Source organism: Leifsonia sp. NPDC056665 (assembly GCF_042791795.1).
Lineage (GTDB): Bacteria > Actinomycetota > Actinomycetes > Actinomycetales > Microbacteriaceae > Leifsonia.
In genome coordinates, this window is the sequence record NZ_JBHTXK010000031.1 from 1 (window position 1) to 17676 (window position 17676).

The following is a 17676-nucleotide window of genomic DNA, read 5'->3' on the forward strand; positions in this document are numbered from 1 at the left end:
TAACCGCCCCTAAAACGCGGTTTTAGGGGCGTTTACGTGCCCCTCAGCGGAGCCGGTCAGTCGATGGGGACGGGGTCGGGGCGCTGGGCGTGCACGACCCCGGTGTCTACCCCGCGGCGGGCGCGCGAGTGGTCGATGCCGAACGACACCAGCGCGAGCACGATGCCCGCGACCGCGAGGATGGCGCCGACGACGATCGGCGACAGGTAGCCGAAACCGGCCGCGATGGTCAGGCCGCCGAGGAAGGCGCCGGAGGCGTTCGCGATGTTGAGCGCCGAGTGGTTGAGCGCCGCCGCGATCGACTGGCTGTCGTGGGCGACGTCCATCAGGCGGGTCTGGATCATCGGCGACAACGCGGAGGCGGCCGCGGCGATGACGAAGACCGAGATCAGGAGCCCGGTCAGGCTCCACGCCGTGAAGAACAGCGCGGCCAGCCCGGCGAGCATGATCGCGAAGAACACCAGCATCCCGCGTTCGACGCTGCGGTCGGCCATCCGTCCGCCCAGGAGGTTGCCGATGGTCATCCCGATGCCGATCAGGATCAGGACCAGCGGGACCGCCGACGCCTGCAGGCCGGTGACCGTCGTGACCATCGGCGCCACGTACGTGTAGACCGCGAAGAAGCCGCCGAAGCCGATCGCGCCGATGAGCAGCGCCAGCCAGACCTGGAGGCGGGTGAAGGCCCTCAGCTCGTTGCGCAGCGTGGCCCTCGGGTCGCCCGCCTGCCACGGCACGAGGAGGGCGACGGCGGCGAACGTGAGGGCGAAGATCGCGGCGACCACGATGTAGGCGATGCGCCAGCCGTGCTGCTGCCCGATCCAGGTGATGAACGGGACGCCGATGACGTTCGCGATGGTGAGCCCGGAGAGCACGAACGCGACGCCCTGGCCGCGCTTGCCCGGCCCCATCAGCGACGCGGCGACGAGGGAGGCGATGCCGAAGTACGCGCCGTGCGGCAGCGCGGAGAGGAACCGGGCGACGAGCACGAGCTGGAAGGTCGGGGCGAGCGCCGACGCGATCGTGCCGACAGTGAAGGCGACGAGCAGCCAGAGCAGCAGCTTCTTGCGCGGCCAGCGTGCGGCCACCGCGGCGATGGTCGGCGCCCCGACGACGACGCCGAGCGCGTAGGCCGAGATGATCCAGCCGGCCTGTGCGTTGGCGGCCGTCGGGGAGGCCGCGTAGAGCTGGGGCAGGAGGTCGTGGGCGATGTTCGGCAGCAGGCCCATGGCGACGAATTCGGTCGAGCCGATGCCGAAGCCGCCGAGGGCGAGCGCGAGGAGCGCAAGACGAGTACGGGCCGGCGACAACGTCGTCGGCCCGTCGATAACCGGGTTCACCGTGACAGTCTATCGAATCGTTTCGACGGCCAAACGAACTGACAGGACACGCCGCCTGCGCGTGGCGCGAGGCGGCGTGTCCTGTCAGATGGATGACGGCGCGCGTCAGTCGTTCTGGAGGAGGATGCCGTCCTGGATGGCCCGCTTGCGGAGGGCGACCTTCGTGCCGACGTCGTAGCCGGCCACGCGGTACTTCTCGCGGATGCGCTTGAGGTAGCTCTTCGCGGTCTCGTCGGAGATGCCGAGCTGGAAGGCCACGGCCTTCACCGGCTCGCCCGCGCCGTACAGCGCCATCACCCGGCGCTCCTGCGCGCTCAGCTTGGGCGCGCCGCCCAGCTCGCCCGCGTTGAGCGCCAGGTCGAGCTCGGCGGAGATGAAGGACTCGCCCTTGCTCGCGGCGCGGATGGCCTCCACGATCATCTCGGCGTCCTCGCTCTTGACGAGGTAGCCGAGGGCGCCGGCGGCCAGCGCCTCGCGCACGACGGCCGGCTCGGAGTAGGTGCTCATCAGCACGGTGCGCACGCCCGTCGTCTTCAGCGTCGACAGCTTCAGCGAGATCGGGATGTTGTCTTTGAGGTCGAGGTCGAGCAGCACGACGTCCACCGGGAACTCCGGGTGCGTCAGCAGCTCCGGCCAGCTCGCGACGGCCGCGACCATGCTGATGTCGTCGGCAGCACCCCTGATCCACTCGGTGAGTGCGCCGAGGAGCATCTTGTGATCGTCGACGATGGCGATTCTGATGGGGGGAGTCTCGCTCATGAGCAGCCCTTTCTTCCGGTGTGACCGGTCTTCCTGGTTGGCCGGCTGGGTCAGGTCAGTTCGGCCGTCGTGTCGCTCACGGTGGTGATCTCGATCCGCAACGCAGAGTCGCTGAACGACTCGGCGTGACGCCCCACCTTACGGATAGCTTGCCACGCCGCAGGGTCTACCCCGTTTCGCGGCACACCGGTGGTCGTGATCACGATGCCCATTGTGGCACCGGTGGCAACGGCCGACCCGGCCGCGACCTGCGGCCCGGCGGCGCGCACGATGTCGAGGCTGAGGCTGCGGGTCTGGCCGGCGCCGGAGCGTACCGGGTCGCTGATGATCAGCCAGACCGCGGTGAGGAGGCCGTCGCGCTGGTCGCGGGTGAGTCCGGCGGCGAGGCCGTCCGGGTCGCTGAGGGTGACCGTCGGGCCGAGCAGCGCGGACTCCGTGACAGCGTGGTACAGCCACGTCTCCTTGCGGCCCTGGATCAGGTGCAGGCGCAGCTCGGTGGCGATCGACGCCGCCTGGTCCGCTGTCGACTCGTCGAGCGGGAGGGCGGTGCGGCCGGTCGCGACGCCGTCGAGCAGCCGCTCGGCCGCGAGGTCGAGCCTGGCGAGCTCCTCCGAGGCCATCATCCCGACCGCGTAGCCGGGGGAGGACACCGTGCTCTGCGCCTGCACGAGGTCCAGCTCGAGCTGGACCAGGGTGCTGAGCGAGCGGACGATCTCGACGCCGACGAGGGGAGGGGCCACCGCGATCGCGACGGTCGCGATCCCGGGCCCGAGCATCTGGATGTCGTGGAACGACCGCAGCAGCAGGACGACGGCCAGCGCCACCCCGAGCACCGCCGTCGCGACGAGGATGTCGCGCGCCGGCCGCACCGGCACGCACAGCAGCAGCGCCGGCCCGACCGAGGCCGCCGCGGTGAGCGGGAGCCAGTCCGTCGGGGACGCCGTGCCGAGGACGTCGAGCACCACGACCGCCGCCCACAGCACGAGCGCGACGCCGAACAGCCAGTCCGGCAGCACGTCGGGCAGCCGGAAGCGGAGGATGAGCGCGGTGACCAGGGTGGCGATCAGCACGGCCCATGCGGCGATGCTGAACGGCAGGGCCGGATAGTACGGCGCCGTGATGACCATGATCGCGAGCAGGAAGGCGATCAGCGCGATGGAGGCGACATTGAAGCCGAGGTCCAGCCGCGCCCGCCCCAGGGCGTCGCGCTCCTGCCGGCCGCGCGGGAGCGACGCGGCCGCCAGCTTGGCGGTGCCGGACGTGCCGGGCTTCGGCGCGCCGGGCACGCGGCCGCCCAGGATCCCCCGGGAGATCGGGATGGTGCGATCGTTCCTGATCACTTCGGCACCTCCAGCACCACGGTGGTCCCGCTGCCGGGCGACGAGAACAGCCGGGCGTTGCCGCCGACGTCGCGCAGCCGGGCCACGATCGACTCGGTGAAGCCGAGCCTGCCCTCCTCGATGCTCGCGACGTCGAAGCCCTTGCCCGCGTCGGTGACCATCGCGCGCACGGTGGTCTCGTCGTCGGTGATGGTCACGTGCGCCTCGAGGACCCCGGAGTGCCTGCGCACGTTCTCCAGGCACTCGCCGAGCGCCAGCAGGAACGAGTCGAGCACGTCGCTGGGCAGCAGCACCTGGCCGGCGCCGTGCCAGTTGACCTCCAGCCCCATCCGGCGGAAGCGCTGCTTGACCGACTCGAGCGTATTGCCGAGGGTGGACTCCTCCACGGGCTTCAGCAGGTAGTCGCCGGAACGGGACGGGTCGGGGGTGAAGCCGAGCCGGAGTTGGCGGAGCAGCGCCGCGTCCTCCGCGGCCTGCTCCCGCAGCGCGCCGACGCCGACGCCGACACCGGAGTGGGCCAGCAGGGTGAGCGTGGCGAGCACGGTGTCGTGCAGCAGGCGCGCGCCCTGGCGGCGGCGCGCCTCCGTCTCGCTGGCCTGGCGCTCCACCCGGTAGGCGCGGCTCATGGTGGAGATGCGCTTCAGGCTGCGCGGCACCGCCCGCGACAGCCAGATGCCGGTCGCGGCCAGGGCGACCCAGCCGGCCGCGATGAAGATCAGGACCTCGACGAGCCGCGACCCGGTGGCCAGCAGTGTGGTCACCGTGGCCCCGATGGTCGCAGCGCCGGCCACCGCGGCCAGCAGCGTGCGGGTGCGAGAGGTCGGCGCGACCACAGAGACGCTGGCGATGCCGACCGCGCCGACGACGCCGATCGTGGTGACGGCGGACGGACCGAGCTGGTCGCGGGGGAGCAGGTGCAGGACGATGAGCCCGAGCCCCGCGACCGCCGTCACGCACATCCAGGTGGTGAGGCGGTTGAGCGCGGCGAGCTGGAACTGGGCGACGGCCATGCAGGCCAGCAGGACGAGCGACGCGAAGTAGAGGGGCAGCGGGATGGTGCCGGGAACGCTCAGGGTGAGCAGCGTCGTCGCCGTGGCGGTGAGGCCGACGGTGCGGGCGGTGGTGGCGAGCAGCCGATCACGCTCCTTCTGGATGCGCGACATGCCCCTCCGTTCCCCTCTACGCCGCGAACAGCCTCCTGAGCTGGTCGCTGACGGCATCGTCCTCGATCAGGAATCCGTCATGACCGAAGTCGGAGCGGATCACCACCGGCAGCCTACCGTCGATCGTCTCCGGGAGGTGGGAGGCGATGAGCTGCTGTCCCTCCAGCGGGAAGAGCCGGTCGCTGTCGATGCCGACCACCAGGGTGCGGGATCTCACGCGTGAGAGCGCGGCCGCGAGTCCGCCGCGACCGCGGCCGACATCGTGCGAATTCATCGCCTCGACAAGGGTCAGGTAGCTGTTGGCGTCGAAACGCCGGGTGAACTTGTTGCCGTGGAAGTCGAGGTACGACTCCACGGCGAACCGGCCGCCGCCGCCGAGCGGGCTGATCCCGCTCTGCCAGGCGCGCTCGAACCGCTCGTTCAGCTCGGACGGGCTGCGGTAGTTGAGCAGCGCCATCCGGCGGGCGAGCGCGAGGCCGCGGTGCGGGCCCTCGCCGTCCTTCTCGTCGTAGTAGTAGCCGCCGTGGAACAGCGGGTCGGTGCGAACCGCCTCGATCTGCACCGAGTTGAGCGCGATCTGGTCGGCGGTGGAGTGCGGGGGAGCGGCGATGACCGCGAGCCGCTCGACGCGCTCCGGGAACGTCACGGCCCACTCCAGCGCCTGCATGCCGCCCATCGAGCCGCCGACGACAGCGGCCCAGCGGTCGACGCCGATGGCGTCGGAGAAGGCGGCCTGCGCGTTCACCTGGTCGCGGATGGTCGTGAACGGGAAGCGCGGCCCCCACTCGGCGCCGTCCGGCGCGATCGAGGCGGGGCCGGTGGTCCCTTGGCAGCCGCCCAGCATGTTCGGCGCGACGACGAACCAGCGGTCGGTGTCGATCGCCTTGCCCGGCCCGATGATGCCCTGCCACCAGCCCGCGGTGGGGTGCCCTGGGCCGTTGGCGCCGACGGCGTGGCTGTCGCCGGTCAGGGCGTGCAGCACGAGCACCGCGTTGTCGCGCGCCTCGGACAGCTCTCCCCAGGTCTCGTAGGCGACCCGGACGAACGGGAGGCTCTCGCCGCTCTCGAACGCGAACGCGCCGATCCCGGCGAACGATCGCGCCCCGGCCGGGTCGGACTCCTTCCACGCGCCGCTCGCCGCGGGCTTGCCGAGCAGCGACCGCGCCTGAGCCTCCGTGATGAAGCTCGAGGGTGCCGTGTCCGCCGAGGTCTGCCACTCCATGCGCCCCATTCTTCCCGAGTGGGGGAGGGTGCGGTGCAGTGTTACGGCGCGAGGGCACCGAGACGACGTCAGCCGTCGTCGCGGCGGTGCGGGTCGGGGTCCTCCACGGGCCGCGGCCCGTCCGCCCGCTCGTGCTCCCGCGCCCGGCGATCCCTGGCCTGCTGCGTCTGCTCGTTGAGGTAGTTGACGATCGTGGCGCTCGCGGTGCCGACGATCGCGATGCCGCCGATCATGAGCACGATCGCCAGCATGCGCCCGGTCACCGTGACCGGGTAGTAGTCGCCGTAGCCGACGGTCGCCATCGTCACGCACGCCCACCAGATCGAGTCGCCGAACGAGTGGATGTTGGATCCCGGGGCGTAGCGCTCGACCTGGTAGACCGCGAGCGAGATGACGTAGATGAACATCAGGACGAAGGTGCCGGCGATGATGATGATGCGCCTGCGCAGGTGGCTCCCGCTCCCGCCGCGCAGGCTCGGGATGCGGAACAGATCGCCGATCAGCCGGAACGGCCGGGCGACCGGGATCAGCACGGACAGCAGGTCGATCACGTTGTGCTGCACGAACCGGCGTTTGTCGTCCGCGAGGCTGAAGCGCACCACGTAGTCGACCAGGAACGCCACCCAGATCAGTGCGAGCAGCGAGATGAGCGTCCCGTAGAGCAGCCGGCCCATCTGCGGGTCGAGCACCGTCCACGAGTACGCGACCAGGAAGACGACGCTCGCGACGACGCCCGGCCACACCGTAGCCGACTCCCAGCGCCTGCGCCTCGCGTCGTCCGCCATCGTCAGTCCTTGACCTTAAGCTCGCCCTTGGTGAACCGGTAGGAGGCCGCCTGCGCCACCGGCTTCACCACGATCAGGTCGAGGTCCACATGCCGCGGCAGCTCCAGCGCGTGCACGATCGTCCCTGCGACGTCCTCCGCGGTCAGCGGCTCCGGCACGTCCTCGTAGACGGCGTCGCGGCGGGCCCGGTCGCCGTCGAAGCGGACCAGTGAGAACTCCTCGGTCGCGACCATGCCTGGCGCGACCTCCACGACCCGGATGGGCTCGCCGTTCAGCTCCAGTCGCAGCACCTCGGTGAGCGCGTGCTCGGCGAACTTCGCCGCGTTGTACCCTCCGCCGCCCACGTAGGCGTTGAGGCCGGCGATGGAGGTCAGGTTGAGGATGTCGGCGTGCCCGGTCTCCCGGGCGCCGTCGCGCAGCAGCGGGAGCAGCGCGCTGATCACGCGCTTGGTGCCGATGACGTTGATCTCGTACATCCAGACCCAGTCGTCCACGCTTGAGGCCTCCACCGAGTCGAGCCCCTTCGCGCCGCCCGCGTTGTTGACGAGGGCATGGATCGGGCCGGTCGCGGCGAGGTGGTCGCGCAGCGCGTCCACGTCCTCCTGACGGGTCAGATCGGCCGCGAACACCTCGGCGCCGGTCTCGGCCGCGAGCTCGTCCAGGCGCTCCTGCCGGCGCGCGACGCCGACGACCTCCCAGCCCCGCTCGCGGAACAGGCGGACCGTCGCCGCACCGATCCCCGAACTCGCTCCCGTCACGACCACACGTCTGTTGCTCATGCTGCCTATTCTCACGGGTTACGGCATGTTTCGGGCACGTTGCCCACGCGCGGCCGCGAGTCTAGCGTGTGAGCGACCACCGAACGGTGCCACCCACCCGCAGGCCACCACCCGAACAAGGAGCTCAAGCCATGACCGACGCCGCCGACTGGCAGTTCGAGACCAAGCAGATCCACAGCGGCGCCGCGCCGGACCCCGTGACCAACGCGCGCGCGACCCCGATCTACCAGACGACCTCCTACGTCTTCAACAACGCCCAGCACGCCAAGAACCTGTTCGCGCTCGCCGAGTTCGGCAACATCTACACGCGCATCCAGAACCCGACCCAGGCGGTCGTCGAGGAGCGCGTCGCCGCGCTCGAAGGAGGCACCGGCGCCCTCCTCGTCGCGTCGGGCCAGGCGGCGGAGACCTTCGCGGTCCTGAACATCGCGCAGGCCGGCGACCACATCGTGTCGTCCAGCTCGATCTACGGCGGCACCTACAACCTGTTCAAGTACACGCTCGCGAAGCTCGGCATCGAGACGACGTTCGTGGAGAACCAGGACGACGCCGAGGAGTGGCGCCGCGCGGTCCGCCCGAACACCAAGCTGTTCTTCGCGGAGACCATCGGCAACCCGAAGATCAACATCCTCGACATCGAGCTCGTCGCCGAGGTGGCGCACGAGTCCGGCGTCCCGCTGATCGTGGACAACACGATCGCGACCCCGTACCTGATCCGCCCGTTCGAGCACGGCGCGGACATCATCGTGCACTCGGCCACCAAGTTCCTCGGCGGCCACGGCACGGTCATCGGCGGTGTCGTCGTGGACGGCGGAAGCTTCGAGTGGTCGAAGAACGCCGAGAAGTTCCCCGGCCTGACCCAGCCGGACCCGTCGTACCACGGCGCCGTCTACACGGCCGCGGTCGGCGACGGCCTCGCCTACATCATCAAGGCCCGCGTCCAGCTCCTCCGCGACTTCGGCGCGGCGATCGCGCCGGCCAGCGCATGGCAGCTCATCCAGGGCATCGAGACGCTCTCGCTGCGCGTCGAGCGGCACACCCAGAACGCGCAGGAGATCGCGGAGTTCCTGGAGGCCCACCCGGACGTGGCCACGGTGAACTACTCCGGCCTGCCGACCAGCCCGTGGTACGCCGCGGCCAACCGGTACGCCCCGAAGGGCGTGGGCGCGGTGCTCTCGTTCGAGCTCAAGGGCGGCGTTGACGCGGGCGCGGCCCTCGTCGACAGCCTGAAGCTGTTCAGCCACCTCGCCAACATCGGCGACGTGCGCAGCCTGGTCATCCACCCGGCCTCGACCACGCACTCCCAGCTCACCCCGGAGCAGCAGCTCACCGCGGGCGTGACGCCGGGCCTGGTCCGCCTCTCCGTCGGCCTGGAGAACATCGACGACCTGAAGGCCGACCTGTCGGCCGGCCTCGCCGCCGCCCGCGCCGTCGCCGACGCCGCCCGCGTCTAACCCGCACGCCCACTAACGCCGAGGGGCACGTTGTTGTCACTTTTCTCGCGGAAAAGTGACAACGACGTGCCCCTCGGTCGTCTGCTCAGGTGCGGGCGAGGGAGACGCAGGCGCGGAGGAGGGCGATGGCCTCCCGGGCGTCGGCGGTGACGAAGGTCTGGTGGTCGCCGGCGCGGTCGCGGATGGCGCGGTCGAGCAGCTCGGCGTGCTCGGGCCAGCGCGCTGCGGCGCTGCGGGCGGCCTCGGTCTTCGACAGGATTCGCCCCGACTCCATCGTCTCCACCAGCCGGATCGGGCTGAGCGCGAGCCAGCGGACGGTCTCCGAGCGCACAGGGTCGCCCGGCTCGCGGTCGGCGAGCTCGGCCTCGGCGCTGTCGCCGACCGGCCCCCAGAAGTCGATGAGGTCGCTGCGCGAGCGTGCCCCCACCCGCGACGCGGTGTCCGGGTGGCGGTCGGCGGTCGGCGTCCAGATCACGTCGCCGCCGTCCACGACGCCTTGCACGCCGTCCTCCAGCTCCAGCCAGGTCGCCCAGTTCAGCTGGCCACCGGCCAACGCGCTGACGAGGACGCCTTCCACCACTTGCGGCGCGGTCTCCACCTGGTCGGGCCCGCGCGCGATCTCCGACTCGGTGAGGTAGACGCCGTCGATGTGCGGCGACGACTCCGCGTGGAGGGTGGCGAGGGCCGGCAGATCGTCGACCGGGTCGCGCGTGACGACGAACACCACGTCGATGTCGCTCATTCCGTCGTACCAGTCGCCGGTCGCGGCGGAGCCGGTCACGACCGCGCGGCTGACCAGGCCCGGCGCGCGGCGGCGCTGTTCAAGCAGGAACAGGGTGAGTGCCTCGCCGACCTGCGGCGGTAGTTGAGCGTCCATTAGTCCCCCTCGTTCGCGAACCCTAGCCGATCGTCGCCTCCGCGACGATGGCCGTCTCCGCGTCGGCGAACGCCAGGCGCGGCACGAAGAACAGCAGCACCGCCGCCACCAGGGCGCCGAGTCCGCAGATGGTCCAGACCAGCATGTAGCCGAACAGGCTCGCGGCCGTGGCGGTCACGGTCGCCGCTCCCGTGAGCAGCACGACCCCGAAGACGGCGGAGGCGAACGAGCCGCCGATCGTCTTGGTCGTGTTCGTCATCGCGGTGGCGACGCCGGTCTGCCCGCGCGGGGCGGCTGCGGCTGCGGCGGCGGGAAGCGCGCCGACCAGCGCGCCGGAGCCGATGCCCGCGATCGCCATGTTGGTGAACACCTGCCAGGTCTCCAGGTGGAACGGCAGGAACAGCAGGTACCCGATGGCCACCAGGAACGACGCGCCGATGAGCGTCACGCGCGGGCTCAGCCACGACGACACCACAGGGAAGAGCACCGCGCCGACGATCATCGAGATGAGGTAGGCGCCGATCAGGATGCTGCGCTGCCCGGCGCTGAGCCCCAGGCCGTACCCGTTGACCGGGTCGGTCCCGGCGTACGTGCTGAGCGGGGCCTGCGCGCCGAGGAGGCTGATCCCGATGAGGCCGGCGGTGAGCTGCACCGGCCACATGTTCGGCTGCCGCAGAACGCGCAGGTCGATGGCCGGGTCCTTCTGCTTCAGCTCCCAGCGTCCGAACGGGATGAAGGCGAGCACGCCGAGGACGATCAGCGCCCAGACCCACCAGGTGCCGACCCCGTTGATCCGCAGGAACGTCAGGCCCGAGGTGATGAGCAGCAGCGCGAGCGTCAGGAGGATGAACCCGACGCCGTCCAGTCTCCGGCCGCGGACCGGCTCCGACTCGGGGACGCCGAACAGGATCGCGAAGAACACGAGCGTGACCGCGGCTGCCGGCACCATCAGCGTGGTGGTCACATTCTGGCCGAACGCCTCGAACAGCAGCCCGGCGCCGATCGCGCCGACGATGGCGCCGAACTCCAGGGCCACCACGAGCAGGCCGGCCGCCCGCCGGGTGCGCGACGCGGCGGTGTCGGTGCGCCGGCCGCGGTCGAAGATGAGCGCGATCTCCAGCGGCAGCCAGACCACGTAGAAGCCCTGCAGCGCGAAGGCGATGAGGTAGGTCGTGAAGTCGTGCGAGAACGCGAGCGCCCAGCTCGACAGAGCGGTGAGCACGGTCGCGACCAGCAGGATCCGCTTGTGCCCGAACATGTCGCCGAGCTTCGCGAGCACCGGCACCACGAGCGCGGAGAGCAGGAGCTGGGCGGCCTCGAACCAGTTGTAGTCGGCGTCGTGGATGCCCAGATGCTTGACGATGTCGGAGATCAGCGGCACGTAGTAGCCCTGCAGGATGCCGCTGGTGAGCTCGACCAGTGCGAGCCAGCCGATCAGCGCGGCGGTCGCGCCGATCGCGGTGGCCGCCCGACGCTGGGCGACCGTCTTCTCCGATGTCATGCGCGGATGCTAACACCTGGCGCAGCCTTGTACGGTAGAGGCGTGGCCAGTGAACTCGACGATTCAGGTGCAGACGTTCTCGAAGAGACGGAGCGGGAGGTCCTGGGCTGGCTCGAGTTCGGCGACGCGGCCCGTCACCTGGCCGGCGAGGTGGTCGAATCCGGCTTCGAGCCCGACCTGGTCGTGGCCATCGCACGCGGCGGCCTCCTGCTCGCCGGCGCCATCTCCTACGCCCTCGGCATCAAGGCCTGCGGCGCCCTCAACGTCGAGTTCTACACCGGCGTCGACACCCGGCTGCCCGAGCCGGTCGTGCTGCCGCCGATGCTCGACTCGTCCGCTCTGGAGTCCAAGCGCGTGCTGCTCGTGGACGATGTCTCCGACTCCGGCCGAACGCTCGCGATGGTCGTCGACCTGATCGCGGCCTCCGGCGCCGACGTGCGCACGGTGTGCCTGTACTCGAAGCCGCGCACGGTGCTGGAGCCCGACTTCGTCTGGCGCCGCACCGACAGGTGGATCACCTTCCCGTGGTCGGCGCTGCCGCCGGTCACGGCCTCCACGCACTGAGCAGCGTGATGGCGAAGGCGCTGGCCGAGCTCGCCGCCGACGGCTCGATGGACCCCGGCTGGGCGCAGGCGCTCGCCCCGGTCGCCGACCGCATCGCCGGGATGGGCGACTTCCTGCGCGCCGAGGTCGCGGCGGGGAGGCCCTACCTGCCCGCCGGCGACAACGTGCTGCGGGCGTTCCGCGCGCCCTACGCCGACGTGCGCGTACTGATCGTGGGCCAGGACCCGTACCCGACGCCCGGCCACCCGATCGGCCTGTCCTTCGCAGTGGAGCGTCACGTGCGGCCGATCCCGCGCAGCCTCCAGAACATCTACCGCGAGCTCCGCGACGACCTCGGCGTCGCGCCGCCGCAGCACGGCGACCTGAGCGCCTGGGCGGGGAACGGCGTGATGCTGCTCAACCGGGTGCTCACGGTGCGCCCTGGGGAGCCGGCCTCCCACCGCGGCAAGGGCTGGGAGGCCGTCACGGAGCACGCGATCCGCGCCCTCGTCGCGCGCGGCCGGCCGTTCGTCAGCATCCTCTGGGGGAGGGACGCCTCCACGCTGAAGCCGATGCTCGGCGGCAACCCGGTCATCGAGTCCCCGCACCCGAGCCCGCTCTCCGCCTCCCGCGGCTTCTTCGGCTCGCGGCCGTTCTCCCGGGCGAACGCGCTGCTGGAGGGGGCGGGGGAGAAGCCGGTGGACTGGTCGCTGGAACCGTAACGCGGGCGAAACGCGCGACGACGTACCCTGGAACGGTGCTGGAAGAGGAATACGAGACACGCCGGGTCCTGCCGCGACACCTGCGCAAGACGGAGCCGTCCGAGACGCCGTTCGAGTACAGCCTCCGCGAGGCGCGCCCAGAAGACCTGCCCGACGTGCGCGAGATCTACAACCACTACGTCGCCAATAGCACCGTGACGTTCGACGAGGACGCCATGACGCTGAAGGAGTGGAAGAGCAAGTTCGCCTACCTGAAGAAGCTCGGGATGCCGTTCATCGTCGCCGAGTCGCCGACCGGGCAGATCCTCGGCTACGCGCTCGTCTCGCCGTGGAAGCAGAAACGCGCCTACCGCTTCACGGTCGAGAACTCGATCTACCTGGGCGCGGCCTCCACCGGCAAGGGCCTCGGCCCCATCCTGATGCAGGAGCTGATCGACCGCTCGAAGGCCGCCGGCCTGAAGGAGATGATCGCGGTCATCGCCGACAAGGGCGCGGAGGCCTCGATCAAGATGCACGAGAACTTCGGCTTCACGGAGATCGGCCGCATGGGCCGCGTGGGCTACAAGTTCGAGCGCTGGCTGGGGACGGTGCTGATGCAGAAATCGCTCAAGTAGGCAGCGTCATCTGAAATTGCAATGCTAGATTGCACGGGTGCATAAGGACAGCGCCCAGGCAGACCACCTACTCCGCTTTCGACGCCAGTTCCTCGTCACGCCGCGCTCGGCCGCCCTCCCGGGCTGGAGTCACCGCGTTATCGGCGCCCACAACGTCTATGCCCACCCCGGCCTCGCGCTGACGGTCCACGAGGGCGCGGCTCGGACCCTCGTGCTGCTCGGCTTCGCCATCGACCCCGACCATCCGGAACGCGACGACGCCGCCGTCCTCGCCGGCATCGCGGAGGACTGGGAGAGCGGTGCCGAGCAGGACACGCTCGATCGGCTGTCCGGCAGGTTCGCGCTGTTCGTCTTCTCGGGCGACGACATCGTCGTTCACACGGACGCGACCGGAACGCGCACTGTCGAATACATGTGGACGGGTGACGAGTTCCACGCCGCGTCGCAGTCGTACCTCCTCGCCCAGGTCGAGCCCCTGACCGACGGTGGCCGCGCCGACCAGTTCTGGGGCTCGCCGTACGGCCGATCCGATCGGGAGGCTTTCCTTCCTGGCGACACCACGTTGTTCGCAGGGGTCGAGCGCCTGCTGCCCAACCACCGCCTCAACGTGAACGCCCGAAGGCAGGAACGCGTCTGGCCATGCGGTCCCGTCCCCGCGACCACCCGGGCGGAGGCAGTGTCGCGCGCGGCCGCCCAGCTGTCCGCCTCGATCGCCGGCGCAGCACTCCGCTTCCCGCTCAGCCTGCCGCTGACGGCCGGGTACGACTCCCGGACCGTGCTCGCCGCGACTCCACCCGAGCTCCGTCGCCGGCTCCACGTTTACACCCTGCTCTACCGGCATCTCAGCGCCCGGTCCGCGGACGTCGCCATCCCGTCACGCCTCGCCCGGCGGCTGGGGCTCGCCCACCACCTGGTCGACTGCCGCCGCGTTCCCAACGCCGCCTGGCGCGAGGTCTACACCGCCAACTCTCCGCTCGCGCACTACGACGACTGGGGGATCATCGCCAAGGGGATCCTCGACGGCCATCCCGCCGACGCGGTGGCGCTCAAAGGCAACGCCAGCGAGGTCGCCCGAAACTACTACTGGAAGGGTGGGGAGCGGCCGCCCACGGCGACGGCTGCGCAGGTCCTCGCCCTGCAGCCGGGCTGGGCGGAGATCCCCTTCGTCGCGGCGGCGGTCGAGCGCTGGTTCGACGCAGCGGCTCCCGTGGCCGAGCAGTCGGGGATCGGGCTGGACGTGCTCTTCTACTGGGAGCATCGCTGCGGCTCGTGGCAGGCGCAGAGTCAGCTCGAGTGGGACATCGCCCAGGAGGTCTTCACGCCGTTCAGCAACCGCCGCCTGCTCGGGACGCTGCTCGGCGTGCCCGCGGACGACATCGGTCCCGAGGGCACCGTCCTCCTGCGCGAGCTCATGGCGGCGACCGAGCCCGGGCTGCTGGAGGTGCCATTCAACCCGCGGACGCTCCGTTACCGTGCCCTCGACGTGCTCCAGCGCGGCAGTGGTCGACTGAGACGGGAGGCGCGTCGCCTCCTGCGCCAGCCCTGGCCACGGCGCTAGGCTCGCGTTCGTGACCACCGCCACCCCGCACCCCGGCGAGGTCGCCTCCGCCGCCCCGGCGACGCCCGCGAACCTCCCGCTGCGCAGACGCCCTGTCGACATCTTCTTCGTCGTGATGTTCTCGCTGTTCAGCCTGACCTGCGTCATCAGCGACGCCATCCCGACGCTCGGGATCCCGCAGACCGCGACGACGACCAACATCCTCGCGCAGTGGAACTACACGTACTCGTCGCAGTACGACCCGCTGTACCAGCACGAGGCGCTGTGGCTGCGGTTCATCACCGGCACGAGCGCGTTCGTCTACCTGCCGTTCTACATCCTGCTGATCGTGTGCCTGGTCAAAGGCTTCAACTGGATCCAGCTGTTCTGCGTGATCTACGCGACCATGATCATCAGCCTGACCGCCATCCCGATCTTCGGCGTCGAGTTCTTCGGACCGGTAGGGGAGCGCACCCCGAACCCGGTCGTCTTCCTGCTGTACAACGGACCGTACGTGCTGGTGCCGTTGCTGCTGCTCATCCGGATGCGCAAGCCCATGCCGTTCACCAGGAGGTTCTGAGATGCCGCTGCTGGAAGACCTGTCCGTCTACGAGGACGGCGACGTGTTCACGGTCTACGACCACTCCTACGAGGACGAGGACGCCGAGCCCGGCCGCGGGAGGCCCCTGGGCAGCGTCACGCGCAGCGCGGACGGCGCCTACCTCCCGGACGGGCCGGGCGCGATCTTCGCGTGGGTGTCGCCCGCGCGCACCATCGACGACGCGCTCGCGGCGTTCGTCGGCTGAGGCCAGGCTCTACGGCTCAGGCCGGGTGCCGGCCGCCGAGTTCCAGCAGGCCGACGCCGCCGATCAGCAGCACCAGCCCGAGGATCTGTACCCAGGTCAGCGACTCCTTGAAGAACACCCAGGCGATCACCGCGATCACGGCGACTCCGACGGCGGACCAGATCGCGTAGGCGACCCCGAGCGGCACGCCGCGCGACAGCGACTGGGACAACGCGACGAACGAGGCGACGTAACCGACCACGACGATCGCGAACGCCCACCACTTGGGATTGTCGCCCGACGTGAACTTCAGGAAGGTGGTCGCGATGACCTCGGTCGCGATCGCGATGGCGAGGAAGATGTAACCCAGCACGGCACCACGGTAGCGATCGGGGAGGACAACGGATGGACGACACAGCGCCGGTGCGGCAGTTGCGCATCGTGGTGGAGGCGGAGGACTACGACGAGGCGCTCGCGTTCTTCCGCGACGTTCTCGGGCTGCCGGAGCAGGAGAGCTACTCCGGAGACGGTGGCGCGCGGGTCGCGATCCTCGACGCCGGCCGTGCGACCCTGGAGCTCGCGAACCCGGCGCAGAAGGCCATGATCGACGACGTGGAGGTCGGCCGCCCGGTGGCGCCGCGCATCCGGCTGGCCTTCGAAGTGGAGGACGGCCGCACGGTCACCGCCCGCCTCGTGGAGGCCGGGGCCGAGCTGATCGCACCGCCGACGGTGACGCCGTGGAACTCGCTGAACTCCCGGCTGGCGACGCCGGCCGACCTCCAGGTGACGGTGTTCCAGGAGCTCGGCGAGGACGGCGTATAACGATTCGGGCATGCACGGTGAGGCGGCCTCCCCGGCGGCCCTAGGATTCGATCACGTGGCGCCTGGCCAGGCGGTGCCCAGTGGACGAGTCGGGGGATTCGATGAAGATGGTTCTTCGCGCGAACGTTGCGCTGCGCGCAGCAGGGGCGGCGCTCCTCGTGGTCACGGTGCTCACGTCGTGCGCCGCGCCGAGCCCGGCCGCGCCGCCCTCGACCGTCCCGTCCAGCACGCCCACCCCGACGGCGACCGTCGCCTCAGCGCCGACCCTGCGGGTGGCGACGACGTGCGACGACCTCCTCCCGGCCGCGTCCGCGAAGGCAGCAGCCGGCGCAGGAGTGCAACCTCGGGAGTGGGCGCCCGACACCCCTAACCCGGTGCTGTACGCGGACCTGCGAGCTGGGGCGCTGACCTGCGAGTACCGCGGCGAGCTTGCGGCCGGTTCGACCTGGCTCGCCCCTGACGTGTTCGTCGGAGTGCTGCCGACTCTCGGTGCGAACGACAGCTTCGGCGTCTTCGCGAACATCGGGGGAGTGACGGTCGACGGCGACCACTACTTCGGCTGCCCGCTCTATGCCGGCTCGACCCCCACGAGTTGCGCGTTCGGCGCGATTGTGGGCGACTACCAGGTGATCGGCACTGTGATGCTCCCCGATCGCACAACGCTCGACCAGGCGGCCGTCCGCGCGGTCTTCGACGGCGCGACCGCGGTCGTCCGCCGTCTGGGAGCGCCCGCTCCGTTGTGGCAGCCGGCGGGCGGGAGCCTGCGCGGGGTCACCTCGTCGGACGGTTTCCTCCCGCTGGAACGCATCGCCGCAGCCCTCGGGGTCTCCTCGGTGCACTCGCCGAAGTCCGAGGGCGGCGAGTACACGACCGCCCGGCTCGCCTCCGCACAGCTCAGCGGCGCCTACTGGTCGGACTTCAGCGACGAGAACGGCAAGACCGGCGTCGCCATCGCCGTGCTGCCGGGGGGTGCGAGCTACTACGACGACAGGAAGCGCACGCCCGTGCCGGGCACGAGCGATGTGCAGGCCGTCTCGGGGCTCGGCGACGACGCCGTCCTCTCGACGTTCCGGCTCGCGATGCCGGGCGGTCCGGGTGACCCGGTCTCATACCTGGACGTGAAGGTGAAGAACAGCTGGGTGCAGCTCTCCGGCGCGTCTCCTGCGGTGCTCGAGCAGCTCGCGCCCGAGGTCATCGCGAACCTGTCCTGAGTCCCCTATGAGTCTGCTGCGGATCATGCCGCCGTGTTCGACGCCGTCCTAGGCTGACGGTCGACGACATCGTCGGACGGCCCGCGTGGCGGGTCGGCCGAGTGAGGCCGATGGCACAAATCGTGGCCGGGAGCAGGGCTCCCGGCCACGTCCATGTCCGGCGTCGGTCAGGCGCAAGTGCACTACGATATCTCTATGGGGGAGTTTCGATATCCCTTTTGCAGA

The 17676-nt window shown here is 70.4% G+C and carries 19 protein-coding genes; 9 read left to right on the forward strand and 10 right to left on the reverse strand.

Annotated elements, in window-relative coordinates:
• Positions 1 to 56 precede the first annotated feature (56 nt).
• The 7 genes from ACFQ9V_RS18990 to ACFQ9V_RS19020 form a co-directional block, all read right to left on the reverse strand.
• On the reverse strand, positions 57 to 1337 hold the full coding sequence (locus ACFQ9V_RS18990; protein ID WP_382460678.1) for an MFS transporter: 1281 nt from the start codon (positions 1335 to 1337) through the stop codon (positions 57 to 59).
• Between the two features lie 105 nt (positions 1338 to 1442).
• A complete protein-coding gene (locus tag ACFQ9V_RS18995; protein WP_345836675.1) occupies positions 1443 to 2096 on the reverse strand; it encodes a response regulator transcription factor in 654 nt (217 codons plus the stop codon).
• A 50-nt stretch (positions 2097 to 2146) separates the two neighbouring features.
• On the reverse strand, positions 2147 to 3436 hold the full coding sequence (locus tag ACFQ9V_RS19000) for a hypothetical protein (RefSeq protein ID WP_382460679.1): 1290 nt from the start codon (positions 3434 to 3436) through the stop codon (positions 2147 to 2149).
• Complete coding sequence (locus ACFQ9V_RS19005) at positions 3433 to 4599, reverse strand: sensor histidine kinase (protein ID WP_382460680.1); 1167 nt, start codon at positions 4597 to 4599, stop codon at positions 3433 to 3435. The genes ACFQ9V_RS19000 and ACFQ9V_RS19005 overlap by 4 nt, the downstream gene beginning before the upstream one ends.
• A 16-nt stretch (positions 4600 to 4615) precedes the next feature.
• Entirely contained in the window at positions 4616 to 5821 is a 1206-nt protein-coding gene (locus tag ACFQ9V_RS19010; RefSeq protein ID WP_382460681.1) for a homoserine O-acetyltransferase, read from the reverse strand.
• A 68-nt stretch (positions 5822 to 5889) separates the two neighbouring features.
• Positions 5890 to 6606: a potassium channel family protein gene (locus ACFQ9V_RS19015; RefSeq protein WP_382460682.1), complete on the reverse strand. Its 717-nt coding sequence runs from the start codon at positions 6604 to 6606 to the stop codon at positions 5890 to 5892.
• Between the two features lie 2 nt (positions 6607 to 6608).
• Positions 6609 to 7385 (reverse strand): SDR family oxidoreductase, encoded by a 777-nt coding sequence (locus ACFQ9V_RS19020; RefSeq protein WP_382460683.1) that lies wholly within the window; start codon positions 7383 to 7385, stop codon positions 6609 to 6611.
• A gap of 131 nt (positions 7386 to 7516) precedes the next feature.
• Here ACFQ9V_RS19020 and ACFQ9V_RS19025 point away from each other — a divergent pair, with 131 nt between their 5' ends.
• Entirely contained in the window at positions 7517 to 8839 is a 1323-nt protein-coding gene (locus ACFQ9V_RS19025) for a bifunctional o-acetylhomoserine/o-acetylserine sulfhydrylase (protein WP_382460684.1), read from the forward strand.
• 85 nt (positions 8840 to 8924) lie between these two features.
• Here the strand turns inward: ACFQ9V_RS19025 and ACFQ9V_RS19030 are convergent, their stop codons facing one another.
• Complete coding sequence (locus ACFQ9V_RS19030) at positions 8925 to 9716, reverse strand: nucleotidyltransferase domain-containing protein (RefSeq protein ID WP_382460685.1); 792 nt, start codon at positions 9714 to 9716, stop codon at positions 8925 to 8927.
• Positions 9717 to 9738: 22 nt separating this feature from the next.
• Positions 9739 to 11217 (reverse strand): MFS transporter, encoded by a 1479-nt coding sequence (locus ACFQ9V_RS19035; protein WP_382460686.1) that lies wholly within the window; start codon positions 11215 to 11217, stop codon positions 9739 to 9741.
• 42 nt (positions 11218 to 11259) lie between these two features.
• On the opposite strand from ACFQ9V_RS19035, the gene ACFQ9V_RS19040 reads away from it, so the two are divergent.
• The 6 genes from ACFQ9V_RS19040 to ACFQ9V_RS19065 are packed head-to-tail and all read left to right on the forward strand — an operon-like array spanning position 11260 to position 15439.
• A complete protein-coding gene (locus tag ACFQ9V_RS19040) occupies positions 11260 to 11781 on the forward strand; it encodes a phosphoribosyltransferase (RefSeq protein ID WP_370056636.1) in 522 nt (173 codons plus the stop codon).
• An 8-nt stretch (positions 11782 to 11789) separates the two neighbouring features.
• Positions 11790 to 12482, forward strand: a complete 693-nt coding sequence (locus tag ACFQ9V_RS19045) for a uracil-DNA glycosylase (protein WP_382460714.1) — start codon at positions 11790 to 11792, stop codon at positions 12480 to 12482.
• A 35-nt stretch (positions 12483 to 12517) separates the two neighbouring features.
• Positions 12518 to 13096 (forward strand): GNAT family N-acetyltransferase, encoded by a 579-nt coding sequence (locus tag ACFQ9V_RS19050; protein ID WP_382460687.1) that lies wholly within the window; start codon positions 12518 to 12520, stop codon positions 13094 to 13096.
• Between the two features lie 37 nt (positions 13097 to 13133).
• Entirely contained in the window at positions 13134 to 14654 is a 1521-nt protein-coding gene (locus ACFQ9V_RS19055; RefSeq protein ID WP_382460688.1) for a hypothetical protein, read from the forward strand.
• Between the two features lie 10 nt (positions 14655 to 14664).
• Positions 14665 to 15213 carry a DUF2781 domain-containing protein gene (locus ACFQ9V_RS19060; protein WP_382460689.1) on the forward strand — a complete coding sequence of 183 codons (549 nt, stop codon included), beginning with the start codon at positions 14665 to 14667 and terminating at the stop codon, positions 15211 to 15213.
• A gap of 1 nt (position 15214) precedes the next feature.
• Positions 15215 to 15439, forward strand: a complete 225-nt coding sequence (locus tag ACFQ9V_RS19065) for a hypothetical protein (protein WP_382460690.1) — start codon at positions 15215 to 15217, stop codon at positions 15437 to 15439.
• A 16-nt stretch (positions 15440 to 15455) separates the two neighbouring features.
• Here the strand turns inward: ACFQ9V_RS19065 and ACFQ9V_RS19070 are convergent, their stop codons facing one another.
• Positions 15456 to 15791: a DMT family transporter gene (locus tag ACFQ9V_RS19070; protein ID WP_382460691.1), complete on the reverse strand. Its 336-nt coding sequence runs from the start codon at positions 15789 to 15791 to the stop codon at positions 15456 to 15458.
• Positions 15792 to 15823: 32 nt separating this feature from the next.
• Between ACFQ9V_RS19070 and ACFQ9V_RS19075 the strand changes: the two genes are divergently transcribed.
• The gene (locus ACFQ9V_RS19075) at positions 15824 to 16240 is read left to right on the forward strand and encodes a VOC family protein (RefSeq protein WP_382460692.1); all 417 of its coding nucleotides are present in this window, start codon (positions 15824 to 15826) and stop codon (positions 16238 to 16240) included.
• Positions 16241 to 16341: 101 nt separating this feature from the next.
• Positions 16342 to 17451: a hypothetical protein gene (locus tag ACFQ9V_RS19080; protein WP_382460693.1), complete on the forward strand. Its 1110-nt coding sequence runs from the start codon at positions 16342 to 16344 to the stop codon at positions 17449 to 17451.
• Positions 17452 to 17676: the final 225 nt, after the last annotated feature.

Coding starts and splice junctions, on each gene's coding strand:
- ACFQ9V_RS19025 (WP_382460684.1), top strand. CDS start 7,517: ATGACCGACGCCGCCGACTGGCAGTTCGAGACCAAGCAGATCCACAGC.
- ACFQ9V_RS19065 (WP_382460690.1), top strand. CDS start 15,215: ATGCCGCTGCTGGAAGACCTGTCCGTCTACGAGGACGGCGACGTGTTC.
- ACFQ9V_RS19010 (WP_382460681.1), bottom strand. CDS start 5,821: ATGGAGTGGCAGACCTCGGCGGACACGGCACCCTCGAGCTTCATCACG.
- ACFQ9V_RS19045 (WP_382460714.1), top strand. CDS start 11,790: ATGGCGAAGGCGCTGGCCGAGCTCGCCGCCGACGGCTCGATGGACCCC.
- ACFQ9V_RS18995 (WP_345836675.1), bottom strand. CDS start 2,096: ATGAGCGAGACTCCCCCCATCAGAATCGCCATCGTCGACGATCACAAG.
- ACFQ9V_RS19015 (WP_382460682.1), bottom strand. CDS start 6,606: ATGGCGGACGACGCGAGGCGCAGGCGCTGGGAGTCGGCTACGGTGTGG.
- ACFQ9V_RS19030 (WP_382460685.1), bottom strand. CDS start 9,716: ATGGACGCTCAACTACCGCCGCAGGTCGGCGAGGCACTCACCCTGTTC.
- ACFQ9V_RS19035 (WP_382460686.1), bottom strand. CDS start 11,217: ATGACATCGGAGAAGACGGTCGCCCAGCGTCGGGCGGCCACCGCGATC.
- ACFQ9V_RS19075 (WP_382460692.1), top strand. CDS start 15,824: ATGGACGACACAGCGCCGGTGCGGCAGTTGCGCATCGTGGTGGAGGCG.
- ACFQ9V_RS19005 (WP_382460680.1), bottom strand. CDS start 4,599: ATGTCGCGCATCCAGAAGGAGCGTGATCGGCTGCTCGCCACCACCGCC.
- ACFQ9V_RS19020 (WP_382460683.1), bottom strand. CDS start 7,385: ATGAGCAACAGACGTGTGGTCGTGACGGGAGCGAGTTCGGGGATCGGT.
- ACFQ9V_RS19080 (WP_382460693.1), top strand. CDS start 16,342: ATGAAGATGGTTCTTCGCGCGAACGTTGCGCTGCGCGCAGCAGGGGCG.